The 12,947-nt window shown below is 36.6% G+C and carries 9 protein-coding genes; 7 read left to right on the forward strand and 2 right to left on the reverse strand.

Going from position 1 to position 12,947, the window contains the following annotated elements:
- Positions 1 to 66 precede the first annotated feature (66 nt).
- From RBU59_RS16075 to RBU59_RS16090, 4 genes are all read left to right on the forward strand, one after another.
- Positions 67 to 987: a carbohydrate ABC transporter permease gene (locus tag RBU59_RS16075; RefSeq protein ID WP_308143520.1), complete on the forward strand. Its 921-nt coding sequence runs from the start codon at positions 67 to 69 to the stop codon at positions 985 to 987.
- Positions 988 to 1,085: 98 nt separating this feature from the next.
- Positions 1,086 to 2,627 carry an extracellular solute-binding protein gene (locus RBU59_RS16080; RefSeq protein ID WP_308143521.1) on the forward strand — a complete coding sequence of 514 codons (1,542 nt, stop codon included), beginning with the start codon at positions 1,086 to 1,088 and terminating at the stop codon, positions 2,625 to 2,627.
- Positions 2,628 to 2,762: 135 nt separating this feature from the next.
- Positions 2,763 to 3,710: a DUF1861 family protein gene (locus RBU59_RS16085; RefSeq protein WP_308143522.1), complete on the forward strand. Its 948-nt coding sequence runs from the start codon at positions 2,763 to 2,765 to the stop codon at positions 3,708 to 3,710.
- 86 nt (positions 3,711 to 3,796) lie between these two features.
- Positions 3,797 to 5,707, forward strand: a complete 1,911-nt coding sequence (locus RBU59_RS16090) for an AraC family transcriptional regulator (RefSeq protein ID WP_308143523.1) — start codon at positions 3,797 to 3,799, stop codon at positions 5,705 to 5,707.
- Between the two features lie 75 nt (positions 5,708 to 5,782).
- Here the strand turns inward: RBU59_RS16090 and RBU59_RS16095 are convergent, their stop codons facing one another.
- The gene (locus RBU59_RS16095) at positions 5,783 to 6,859 is read right to left on the reverse strand and encodes a PocR ligand-binding domain-containing protein (RefSeq protein ID WP_308143524.1); all 1,077 of its coding nucleotides are present in this window, start codon (positions 6,857 to 6,859) and stop codon (positions 5,783 to 5,785) included.
- A gap of 366 nt (positions 6,860 to 7,225) precedes the next feature.
- Here RBU59_RS16095 and RBU59_RS16100 point away from each other — a divergent pair, with 366 nt between their 5' ends.
- Positions 7,226 to 7,450, forward strand: coding sequence for a hypothetical protein (locus tag RBU59_RS16100; protein ID WP_308143525.1), 225 nt, complete (start codon positions 7,226 to 7,228; stop codon positions 7,448 to 7,450).
- Between the two features lie 146 nt (positions 7,451 to 7,596).
- On the opposite strand, the gene RBU59_RS16105 is transcribed toward RBU59_RS16100, so the two are convergent.
- Positions 7,597 to 8,898 (reverse strand): LysM peptidoglycan-binding domain-containing protein, encoded by a 1,302-nt coding sequence (locus RBU59_RS16105; protein ID WP_308143526.1) that lies wholly within the window; start codon positions 8,896 to 8,898, stop codon positions 7,597 to 7,599.
- A 230-nt stretch (positions 8,899 to 9,128) separates the two neighbouring features.
- On the opposite strand from RBU59_RS16105, the gene clpB reads away from it, so the two are divergent.
- Complete coding sequence (gene clpB / locus RBU59_RS16110; protein WP_308143527.1) at positions 9,129 to 11,711, forward strand: ATP-dependent chaperone ClpB; 2,583 nt, start codon at positions 9,129 to 9,131, stop codon at positions 11,709 to 11,711.
- An 80-nt stretch (positions 11,712 to 11,791) separates the two neighbouring features.
- Entirely contained in the window at positions 11,792 to 12,760 is a 969-nt protein-coding gene (locus RBU59_RS16115; protein ID WP_308143528.1) for a DHH family phosphoesterase, read from the forward strand.
- The last annotated feature ends 187 nt before the right edge of the window (positions 12,761 to 12,947 follow it).

Here is a 12,947-nt window from a genome sequence, read left to right on the forward strand (position 1 = left end):
CATATTCAAAAAGCTATTTCGTTTTACAATTGCCTATATACATAAAAAAAGAAAGGAGGAAGAAAATTGAAAAATAAGATCAAACCTAAAAAGAAAACCATGGTAACAGTCACCAAAAAAAAGCTGAATTGGTCTAATTTTATCATTGGGGGAGTCATTTTGGCATTCGCACTGATTTGCCTGTTACCCATGGTATTAACCTTTATGGTGTCCGTAACGGATGAAACCTCCATAATGCGTAACGGATATAGCTTTTTTCCAAAAAAGTTATCTCTATATGCTTATAAACTTATATTTCAAGGCGGGTCTGATGTAATACGAAGTTATTTCATATCCATCTTTATAACAGTAGCAGGAACCTTACTTGCGATTGTAATTACAGGACTTGCGGCTTACACCTTGGCAAATAAAAAAGTAAAATACCGGAATCTTCTTGGGATGTATTTCTTTATCCCGATGGTATTTGGTTCCGGAATCGTTCCCTGGTATTTAATCTGTGATATGCTCCATCTGCGTAATAATTTATTGGCTTTGATCGTACCGGGACTGTTGTTTAACACGTTTAACATGTTTTTAGTCCGGAATTTTATGAGTTCATTACCGGACTCTTTAAGGGAATCGGCTACTATAGACGGAGCTAATGATATGATAATTGCATTAAAAATATACTTTCCCTTGACGGTTCCCGCACTGGCTACGGTAGGATTATTTTATGGGTTGGGCTACTGGAATGACTGGTGGAATGCGGTTATGTTAGTGGATAATGAAAAGTTATATCCCGTACAATATTTACTGCTGCAGCTAAAATCACAAATCAGCATGTTAAAAGATCTACAGTATTTAAGCGGAACGGCATCAGCGGTGGCACCGGCGGAATCGCTTAAGATGGCAACGGCAATTGTAACTATAGGGCCCATTGTACTTTTATATCCATTTTTACAAAAATATTATGTAAAAGGTTTGATAGTTGGCTCTGTTAAGGGTTAATTATAAATTCAAAAGTAATTGCAAAACTATATAAATTTTTTGAAAATACAAGAATCTTGTTTTGTAATTACCTATTATAATGAATAGGAGAGGTGTTTATGAAGAAAGGAATTGCTTTATTACTTACCGTTATGATGGTTATTTCCATTTTTGCCGGCTGCAGTAACAAAACAGATACGGACACGGCAGGAGGTAAACAAACAGAGGGGCAGTCAACAACGGGAAGCACTGCATCAAATGACAATACGACATCGGATGAGGTGGTAAAACTGGTTTATGTTGTTCCGGGAGATGCTCCTAAAGATTTAGAGAGAGGTCTTAAAAATGTAAACGATAAATTACTGGCAGATGGTGTCGGTGTTCAGATTGAAGTAAAATTTATCGCATGGGATGCATGGGATCAGAAACTTAATATTATGCTTTCTACCGGAGAAGAGTTTGACATGTTCCATGTTATGAACGACCGTGTGTCGCTGGCAAATTACGCCTCCAGAGGAGCATTGACAGATCTTGCTGAAATAATTAACCAATACGGTCCTGCAATTAAAGAAAAAAATCCGGAAAGTGCTATGAAATCCGGACAGGTTGGCGGCAAACAATACGGTATTCCGGCTTATTGGGTGGAAAGTGCATTAAATCATCAGGCTTCCCTCAGAATGGACATCTTGAAGAAATACAATCTGGAAATTCCATCCACATTTGAGGAATTAACCACTGCCTACGAAACAATTATGAAAAACTGGGAGGGTAACCAAAAACCTTATTTTCCAATGTGCGGAACCGAACAGGTAGGCGGTTATTTCTTTAATAGTGATAATAACTATGTATTATATGATAAAATGTTCTATGTTAATCAGGACGGAACTGTTAAAAATTATTTCGAAACCGATGCTTTTAAAGAAAGCTGCAACAAAGCACGTCTGTGGTATGAAAAAGGACTCATTAACCCGGATGTATTAACAACAACTAAGGACCAGATGAATAATCAGTTGAGTTCCGGAGACTGGCTTGTTCATGCAGGTACTATCGGAGATATTACCGGTATTAAGAAAAACTATCCTGATATTACAATAGATGATTTTGTTTGGTTGGATTTTGATACGAAAACACCGGAAATCCGCCCTTATGGTACACGTAATATGCAGGCGGTTCCTCTATCCAGCAAACATCCGGAAGCGGCAGTTAAATTTATTAACTGGTTATATTCCGGCCAGGATAATTTTGATTTATTTATATATGGAACGGAGGGTACGGATTATAAGAAACTGGATGGAAGAAATTATGAAGCGATTACCGATGTCACATCCGGTGCTGCACCGTATTCTTTCCCGACCTGGATGATCGGTAATATCAATTACGAATATACCAGTGCCAATGCACCGAAGATAACCAATGAGCATCTTTATCAACTGGATAATAACGCGGTGGAAGGAGTCGCTTCCAAATTCACCTTTGACGGTTCAAAACTTCAGACTCAGCTGGCTGATGTTAATACGATTATAGCTTCTAATATAACACCTATGGCGTCCGGTGTAATAGATTATGATAGTAATATCGAGGAAACGTTAAAATTATTAAAGGATGCCGGTATTGATGATCTGGTAGCTGAATTTAACAAACAATTGGGAGAAAGTCAATAATAGTCAGTCAATTATTCCTTATGTTAAGAAAATCTTTGGAGTATCTTCTCCGAAGATTTTCTTAACTTGCAAATAAGTTTACCAATTGCTATAGTTAATTCAGTGGGTTTCATAAAAATAAGGAGGAGGCATTATATGTCTATTAAGAGTAAGAAAAATCTATTTGAGGCGGATAAAGTGGATAAAATCTATGAAAGTGTGATATTATCCTTTCATGGAGTAGAGGGATTTGATGTTTATAATTGTTCCATACCTTTTAGCTGGGACGGGAAAGAATATATCTATGGCCGGGTTGAGAAAAGGGAAGAATGGGCCAGATCCTGGGTGAGATTATTTGAAAAGACAGGTATAGACGATTATACGCTTGTGAAAGATCATATGATTTACCAGTTGGAAGATCCGTACATCAGTATAATCAAAGGTGAAATAATATTAGGCGGTACCCATGTGCGAAAACGCAGCGGTAAAATCGATACGTATTATGGTTACTTTTATAAAGGAACTGATTTAAATGACCTGGTTTATTTTACGACAGGGCCGGATTATATGAAAGATATCCGTCTCGTGGAACTTTCTGACGGAAAGATCGGAGTTTTCTCAAGACCCAGAAATGAAGAAATCAAAAAGAAATATGGCTGTGATGCTATGATTGGTTTTGCGGTAATAGAAACTATGGATGAACTTACAGATGATGTAATACAAAATGCAGCTCCCATTGATGGTATCTTTGCCATGGATGAATGGGGCGGTTGTAATCAGGCTTATCTGCTGGAAGACGGTAATATAGGAATCATAGGACATCAAAGTTATAAAGACGTGGTTGATGGAGAAGAATTAGCCGTTTATGTGAACGTGTCTTTTGAATTTGATCCTGTTACATTTGAAATAAAGAATAAAAAAATAATCGGTACCAGATCATGTTATCCAAAAGCTCCGGCTAAGATACCAAGCCTTGTAGATTGTACATTTACTTCCGGAATTGTAAAAAGAGAGGATGGCAGGGCGGATCTTTACGGAGGAATTGGTGATTCTATGGAAGGACGTATTACAATTGACTATCCATTTAGTGTACCTCTTAAATAAACAGTCCTGGATGGAGGAATCAAAGTGGTATGGAATCGCATCCCCGTATTTATAAATGTGCCAGGCACATTAGATGGGAGCCAGGCTTGAAAAAGTTTATCAAAAAGCTGTTATCATATTCCGTTTACCGTAAAACTTTACTTGCCTATTCAGTCAGTATTCTTGTTATTACCGTATTAATTCTTATTTGCACCTATAAAGTTTTTTCGAATAATTTAAAAGATTATTCCACAGAGACCTCAAAACAACTTCTAAATCAGTTGGTAAGCGGTGTGGAGAATGTAAAGACAGACGTTGACAATGTAATGACGGTGATAGCCGGTGACAGTAAAGCTTTGCGCTTTTATCAGAATAAAAAAGATAATAAACAGGTTGACTATTATCTATTTTTAAGGCTTACGGAAATCAAAAGTTATTATTCTTACATAGAAGATATAGCTGCTATTAATTTTAATAATTCCGTGTGTCTTAAGGCTTTGGGTAGTAATAATGAAAATGAAACTATAAACTTTGTTTCTTCAATGATTAAGGAGCAGAAATATATCGTACCAAGAACAATTAAAATGCCTGGGGAATCCAAAAATGTAGTATCATTTATACAATACCTCCCCTACTACAATGCTGCGGTAGTCATTGATGTGAATGCGGACTGGTTTCAATACAGTATTAATAAAAACGGGAAAGAGGAACGTTGTGTTTATATTATAGATTCCAATGGGAATGCAGTAACAGGTAATACGAAAGATATTATAGAAAATCAACCTTTATCCGATTATTTTTACTCTATTATTACTCTTAAAAATAAAATGCAGGGATGTTTTGTTTATGACGATAAAGTAAGGAGGCAGATGGTATTTTTTTCTAAATCTGCAGAATTCGGATGGTGGTTCATTGATGTACAGGATTATTCCTATTTTAATAAAACGTTTCAGGATATTAGTTATCCCTTTATCGGTATTTCAGCAGTATTTATCCTAATCTGTTTAATAATATCTGTTTTATTTAATAAAAAGATTAAAAAGCCGCTTGTACAGCTGGTGAATAAATGCCGTAATGCTGCTGATATGGAAGAGCTGTCTGATATGGACGAACTTAGATATCTGGATATTGCTATCGCAAGAGGGAAGCAGGAAAGGTATGCTCATCAGAATTATATCAGGACACAGTTTTTACGGTGTTTATTATTAGACCAGCAAATGCCGCTAATGATTCCGGAGCACGAATTAAGACAGATAAGAGGGGAATATCTGGCGAATCATTTCAGTGTTTTATTAATAAAAATACAGAATTTAGAGTCTTTTAGTGAGGAGGAACAAGAAGAGGAGTTTAAAATATACCGTTATACCATCTGTAATCTGGCAGACGAAATATTTGAAAAAAGTTTTCGCTGCAAAGCCGTTGATATCGGTAATGATCTGGTTGGATTATTATTTATGTTAGAAAAAAAGGATATCCCGGAGGATTATATGTTATGTTTTAAACAATTAAAACAATTTGCAGAAGAAATGATTCATATTACCATAAGCGGAAGTCTTGGACTTATAGTCGACCATCAAAAAGATGTATTCATATCCTGTCAGAAAGCAAAGCAATACCTTGAAATGAATCAGTTAATCGGAAGAGAAGAACTGGTTGATTCCAACAACCAGGTTACTGCCAATTATCATGAGAAAAACAAAAAACTGGTTGAATCCATATTGGAATATACGATCTCAAATTATAAAAATCCTGATTTATCCTTAAAAAGTATTTCTCAGATTTTTGGTTTATCCACGACCTATGTTGGGAAGATATTTAAATCCATTCAAGGGGAATCCTATTCTAATTATGTTATGAATTATCGGCTAGAAAAAACGAAGGCTGTCCTTTTGGAAACAACAAAAACGATCAATGATATCGCAATTGAATTCGGATTCACCAATTCTGCTTATTATGCCACACTATTTAAAAATGCCTATGGAATGACTCCGACTGCATTTCGTAATAGTGCGGGATGATTTGCATTTAGTTTATTATCTGGTATAGCAATCAAAAAATGAGGAGTATACTATAGTATACTCCCCTGAATTAACTCATATTTTAAGTCCTTGTTGAACGGATAGATTATTAATTGTTTCTGTCATAGTTACAATCTCGTCTATGAAATCAACCACGCCCTTCATTGCCTCTTCCTGCTGCCTGGTTATCTGCAGGGTAGAATCACTTAGTTTAATAGTATCAGAAACAGAATCGCTAATATGAGAAGTAAATTGTTTGATATTTTCTACTGCATCATGAGAACCGCTTGCCATTTTTTGAATCTCTTTTGCTACAATACCAAAACCCCGTCCGAATTCCCCAGCTCTTGCTGCTTCAATGGAGGCGTTTAGGCCAAGGAGCTTCGACTGACCGGCTAAGGTTTCAATAGAATTAGAGAATTTATTAATCTGTAATATAGTTTCGTTAACATTAATAATTTCTTTATTCAATTTCTCCTGATGTTCATTTACATTGGTTGCAGTGGCAGTTAATTCTTCTATGGTAGCCATCATATCGGTTACACTGTCACCCAGTTTTTCAACTATTTTTTTTAAGACTAACCGCTGATACCCCATTTTTGATATTTCATTTGTAACAATAAATAAAAGGTCTGCGGCAGCCCTTAACTGCTCCTCAGGAACAATTTTAATTTTATTCACAGCTTCTATAAATTCATCGGGATTCACATCTATTTCTTTTGCAATTTGTATAAACTTTTCTTTTTCCGGAGCACTTGGAAGTACCTGTCCACCTAAAATAGATCCGATCTGTACTCCATTAAGCATAATGGGGGCTCCAAAATCCATTAAACCGCTGCCACAGTAATATACTGCCGGTTTTCCTGTTCTGGCGCTTTCAGCGCCTCCAAATGCATCACTTTCCATACAGCGCCTAAGACCCTCCTTGGATTCTCTGGAGAGTTTCATACAAAAATCGGTGAAATTAGAGCCTTGGGTAACCGGAACGCCGTTTTTGTCTGTGGTTAAGCCGGCAACGCCTACAGCATTTGAGAATGCATCCTGGAATTTCTGGAGAAATTCCAAACTGAAAATATCAGTCAATTTAATATCTTCTGCCGTTATACCTAACTCTTGATTCGCATCTTTTCTGTCTTCCTTATCTATATTCATTTTTGTCAACTCCTTATCTGCCTTTATTTGACTCCCATGGTAAAATGTAACAAAAATTATTTAATAATATTAATTTTATATCATTATTACACAAAATACAAGCAAAATATGATAAAATTAGACAAAATACGACCTGATTATAAATAAAGTGAAAATTGTTTTTTTGGTCTCCATTTTATTACAATCTAGTAATATATGGTTTTATGTAGTAGAATATTTTTACCATTAGTTTGTAAGTATTAAAAAAACAATAATAATTGGGGGAAGAATATATGAACTGTCATAAGATCATCGGGACAGGTAATACGGCAACTGTTTATGAATGGGAAGCAGGCAGAGTACTAAAATATAAGCGTTATTGATTTTATGAACCTGTGCCATGGTAATTATTTATATGATGTAGCAAGAACTGTATTTTTAATAGAATTTACACTTGCACCGGCCGGAATTCATAATAAGGAAGACGTATTATATCTAAAGAAAACCTTAGCAGAACGATATCTTATGCAAATGAATGTTACCAGAGAGATGATACAGGATTATCTGTCAGTTATTATGATTGCAAGAAAGGGTGAATGTCCTGAGGAGTAGAGATAAGGGGAAGTGGAATCGAAAAGCGATAGCTTGTTTAACCGGGTAATTGTGAACCGGAAATAATTTTCTGCATGTATAAATCATACAGAGAGCCGGTTTCGCAATTACCACTCACGTTTATCGTTTATCGTATTAATATTTTATTAGGATAAAAGGGAAGAGGTTACATTTAATATCTTTGAAATATTGTATTGGGAATTAGTAGTGACCCATAGCTGGGGTGTAAAATCCATTGTAGTCCAGATACTGATTCCACTGAGGTTATACTCATCTATCAGATCTAAAATGGCATCTAATGATCTTGCGTCTTTTAACCAGACAAAATGTTCTATTCCGTCGGTATAATACCGGAAGTAAGGGGTAACATGATATGCATCAAACCCAAGATCAATCCCGATCTGGTTTGCTAAAGCCAATGCCTGATAGTTTGCTAAAGCAGTAACAGGAGATTCATTTTCTACATAAGGTAATTCCCAATCGTATGCTATACGGGTATAACCTAATGAAATTTTTTCGGGAGGTATTTGTGTTAAAGCATATTCGATATAACCTTTTAAAAACGGAATCGTAGTCTGTTCGTAAGAGTTAATATCTGCCGATGCCCATGAATAGGAAAGCAGAATTGACAGGTCTGCCACCTGACCTATCTGAAAATAATATGGATTATCCGGATTGCCATCGGCATTGTATAAAAACGTGTTGGGGGATAAAGTAACGTGTACATGGAAACCCTCACTCCGAAGTATTTCTGTTGTTCGTATGATGAAATTAACATAACTTTGTAAATCCTCCGGAATTATATGTATAAAACCGAAATTGACACCATAACATTCTCGTTCTCTCAAAATATATAGTATATTATTAATTAATTCATTTTGCAATTCTTCACTGTTAAGTATCTTGTGCATAATACCAAAGCTTCCTCTTCCCAGTTCCGAAGAAGTTGAAATCATGATAACAGGAGCCACACCATACGCTTTTGCCGACTGAATTATATAAACATCATCGGGTGCTTCAATTTTAGCATATGCATTTACCCTATAGTTAGCAATTGTAATATAAGTCAGGTAAGGTAATGTTTTTATCAGAATAGTATCATCAATAAATGAAAAACAATAAGCATTTACCTCGATTGCTCTCTCTTTTCTATCATAACTTATAATCAACTCTTCCCCTATAGTTAAATAATCTCTGTCTGCAAGAGAAGGATTATTCTGGAGTAACTGAATAATTGTTATACCATTTGCCGCGGCTATACTTTTCCAAGTATCACCTGGTTGTACCTTATAAATTTGCTTGGGGTAGGCTAATATAATTATTTGACCGGTTACGATTCCGTAATCAGGAGAAATATTATTATCATGAATTATTTTTTCAATTGGTAAATTAAATTTATTAGCAATAGAGTAGACAGTATCTCCAGGCTGAACTACATAAATGTTCATATTAATTATCCTTCACATGATTAACTTAATAAGATAATATGAAATTTTTGAAGAAAAAATGATAATAGAAAAGGAGCATAGCATTGCATAATGAAAAAATTAATATTTTATATTAATTATTTTAAAATCACTCTTGCATAATTATATTATAGGTGTTATATTAGTTATAGAACAAATAAAAAATTAAATGCATATACAAATATAGTTAATTAGAAAGGCCGGTGCAAATAATGAATATCAATAAATTTACTCAAAAATCCATGCAGGTTGTTCAGGATTGTGAAAAAATTGCCTTAGAATATGGGCACCAAGAGATCGACCAGGAACATTTGCTTTACAGCTTGATTACTGTAGAAGACAGTTTAATTCAAAAATTATTAAAAAAGATGGATATTACCATGGAAGTATTTACCGCCCAGGTGGAAGGACTTCTTAACAAAAGACCTAAAGTGTCCGGAGGGCAGGTATATATCAGCAATGATTTGAATAAGATATTGATTTATGCGGAAAATGAAGCGAAATCAATGGGAGATGAATATGTGTCCGTTGAACATCTTTTCCTGAGTATGTTAAAACAGCCGAACAGGGAAGTGAAGGAGCTGTTCCGGAATTTCAGAATCACCAGGGAAGATTTTCTTCTGGCATTACAAACTGTTAGAGGTAATCAAAAAGTAACCAGTGATAATCCTGAGGTTACTTATGATACCCTTGAGAAATACGGTTCTGATCTGGTTGAGAGGGCAAAAGCACAGAAATTAGATCCGGTTATCGGCAGGGATTCTGAGATCCGTAATGTTATTCGTATTCTTTCCAGAAAAACAAAAAACAATCCGGTATTAATCGGTGAACCGGGTGTCGGTAAGACCGCAGTAGTGGAAGGCCTGGCGCAGAGAATCGTAAGAGGAGATGTACCGGAGGGCCTGAAAGATAAAAAAATATTTGCCCTGGATATGGGGGCATTGGTGGCCGGAGCAAAATACCGGGGTGAATTTGAAGAAAGATTAAAAGCGGTATTGGAAGAAGTTAAAAACAGCGACGGACAGATAATTTTATTTATTGATGAGCTGCATACCATTGTGGGGGCCGGTAAGACGGAGGGTGCAATGGATGCCGGGAATATGTTAAAACCTATGCTGGCCCGTGGTGAGCTGCACTGTATCGGTGCAACCACTCTGAATGAATACCGGATGTATATCGAAAAGGATGCGGCCCTGGAGAGGCGTTTCCAACCGGTTTTGGTGGATGAACCCACCGTCGAGGATACCATATCCATATTAAGAGGACTAAAGGACCGCTATGAAGTATTTCATGGTGTCAAAATAACAGATGGTGCTTTAGTATCGGCAGCCATATTGTCAAACCGTTATATATCCGACCGTTTTCTGCCGGATAAAGCCATCGATTTAGTGGATGAAGCCTGTGCTTTGATTAAAACGGAACTGGATTCCATGCCTACCGAGCTTGACGATATTCAGAGGCGTATTATGCAGATGGAAATCGAAGAAGCGGCGCTTAAGAAAGAAACGGACCGGTTAAGTATGGAACGTCTTCTAGATCTTAAGAAAGAACTGGCAGAACAGAGGGAAATCTTTGCTGCAGGAAAAGCCAAATGGGACAATGAAAAAGCGGCGGTGGAAAAAGTCCAGAGATTAAGAGAAGAGCTGGAAGCTTTAAATAATGAAATTGAAATTGCCGAACGTAATTATGATTTGAATAAAGCAGCGGAATTAAAATACGGTAAACTTCCGTCGCTTACCAGGCAGTTGTCAGAGGAAGAAGAGATAGTTAAGAAAGAAGCCCATACTTTAGTACATGAAAATGTAAGTGAAGATGAAATTGCCAGAATTGTATCCCGCTGGACGGGTATTCCCGTGGCGAAACTTACGGAAAGCGAAAGAAATAAAACCTTGCATCTGGACGTGGAACTTCACAAACGGGTAATCGGGCAGGAAGAAGGAGTCAGTAAAGTCTCCGATGCTATCTTACGTTCCAAAGCCGGAATTAAAGATCCTGCCAAACCCATTGGTTCTTTTCTGTTCTTAGGACCTACCGGTGTGGGCAAAACCGAATTAGCAAAAGCATTAGCGGCATCCCTGTTTGATAATGAGCAGAATATGGTACGGATTGATATGAGCGAATATATGGAGAAGTATTCGGTTTCCCGTTTGATCGGAGCACCTCCTGGATATGTAGGATACGAAGAGGGCGGACAATTAACGGAAGCTGTGAGGAGAAAACCTTATTCTGTTGTTTTATTTGACGAAATTGAGAAAGCACATCCGGATGTCTTTAATGTATTGCTTCAGGTGTTGGATGACGGCCGAATTACGGATTCCCAGGGAAGAACCGTAGACTTCAAAAATACCATACTCATTATGACTTCCAATATCGGATCCACTTATCTGCTGGAGGGAATTGAAGCAGACGGTAATATTTCAGAAAGATGTGAATCACTGGTTATGAATGACCTGAGAAACCATTTCCGTCCGGAATTTTTAAACCGTCTGGATGAGATAATACTGTTTAAACCCTTATCCAAAGAGAATATCGGTGATATTATTGTTTTACTCCTGGCTGATTTAAATGAAAGATTGTCTGATAAAGAGATTACCATAGAATTAACCGATGCAGCAAAAGCCTTTATCATCGACCAGGCCTATGATCCGGTATACGGTGCAAGACCCCTTAAGAGATACCTGCAAAAACATGTGGAAACATTAAGTGCGAAGTTGATCCTGAGTAATCAGATTCAGGAGCAGGATACCATTCTTATTGATGTGATAAACGGTAAACTTAGTGCTGGTTTGAAATAATTTCCCCGTGCATTTTTGTACAAGGTAAGTTATAATACCTATAAACCGATATCCCCAATAGAATGAGGTGCCACAGGTATATGACTAAATTAGAGGAATTGCTTTCCATCATTACAAAAGATCTTGTATACATTCAAATGCACAATTATCCGGATCAGGATGCATTAGCTTCTGCGTACGGATTACAGGTTTTACTGGAAGTGAAAGGTATAAAGTCAACTATTTGCTATGATGGGCAGATTGATAAGTATAATACCTTAAAAATGATTGAGCTTCTGCATATTGATATTTATAATAACAAAGAATTTACAATGGAAGAGGAAGATGAAATAATCCTGGTGGATGGTCAGATGGGTAATGTGAACATGGTTAATTTTATAGGTAAAAAAGTTGCCTGTATTGACCATCATCCAAAACAAGAGGTTTTGGAGTACCGTTTTTACGATATACGCAGTGAGATCGGAGCCTGTGCTTCGTTAATAGCAGAATACTTTGTGGATAATAAGATAGAGATATCAATGGAAATTGCGACAGCTTTATGTTACGGCATCAAGATGGATACGGCTAATTTATCCCGAAGGGCATCAGATCTGGATATCGATATGTTCTGCCTTCTTTATAAGAAAGCGGATAAAGATATTTTATTTGGTTTTGATCACTGCAGCTTAAGGAAAAATGACCTGATTGCCTATCAGGAAGCAATCTCTAATCTGAAACTGTATGGAAGAATAGGAATAGCCAGAATTGGTGATGACTGTTCCGAAGCGATTATCGGCAGTATCTCCGACTTTCTGTTGACGGTATCCGAAGTTGATTTTACTTTAGTTTATTCCTACCGGGTGGGTGGTCTTAAGTTCTCAGTACGCAGCGAATCAAAGACTGTGGATGCTGGAAAAGTAATCAAAGAGGCACTTTCGGGTTTTGGTGACGGCGGAGGGCATGCCACTATGGCAGCAGGTTTTCTGCCTAATCTGAAAACGAAGCAGGAAATTGATAAAATGGCATGTTTAATTGAGCAAAGAGTTATTGAGTTGGTAATGAGGAGTTAAAGGATAATTCTGAATTGTTATAAATGTTCCAATAATCCTAAAAATTTAGTTAATAATTAACAAATGTATTAATTTCAGAAATTATTTGACCAGATTAAAATTCCGTGTTATAATACGTACGGTACATTTATCTGGATTAAGCATCTGGAGCAAAGGAATAGTTTAAGAATAGTATAGTTAATACATT

Origin of the sequence: Anaerocolumna sp. MB42-C2, assembly GCF_030913705.1 — a bacterium.
Lineage (GTDB): Bacteria > Bacillota > Clostridia > Lachnospirales > Lachnospiraceae > Anaerocolumna.

Bases quoted from the DNA above. Each gene is read 5' to 3' on its own strand.
- RBU59_RS16085 (WP_308143522.1), top strand. From the start codon at position 2,763: ATGTCTATTAAGAGTAAGAAAAATCTATTTGAGGCGGATAAAGTGGAT.
- clpB (WP_308143527.1), top strand. From the start codon at position 9,129: ATGAATATCAATAAATTTACTCAAAAATCCATGCAGGTTGTTCAGGAT.
- RBU59_RS16095 (WP_308143524.1), bottom strand. From the start codon at position 6,859: ATGAATATAGATAAGGAAGACAGAAAAGATGCGAATCAAGAGTTAGGT.
- RBU59_RS16100 (WP_308143525.1), top strand. From the start codon at position 7,226: ATGAACCTGTGCCATGGTAATTATTTATATGATGTAGCAAGAACTGTA.
- RBU59_RS16105 (WP_308143526.1), bottom strand. From the start codon at position 8,898: ATGAACATTTATGTAGTTCAGCCTGGAGATACTGTCTACTCTATTGCT.
- RBU59_RS16115 (WP_308143528.1), top strand. From the start codon at position 11,792: ATGACTAAATTAGAGGAATTGCTTTCCATCATTACAAAAGATCTTGTA.
- RBU59_RS16080 (WP_308143521.1), top strand. From the start codon at position 1,086: ATGAAGAAAGGAATTGCTTTATTACTTACCGTTATGATGGTTATTTCC.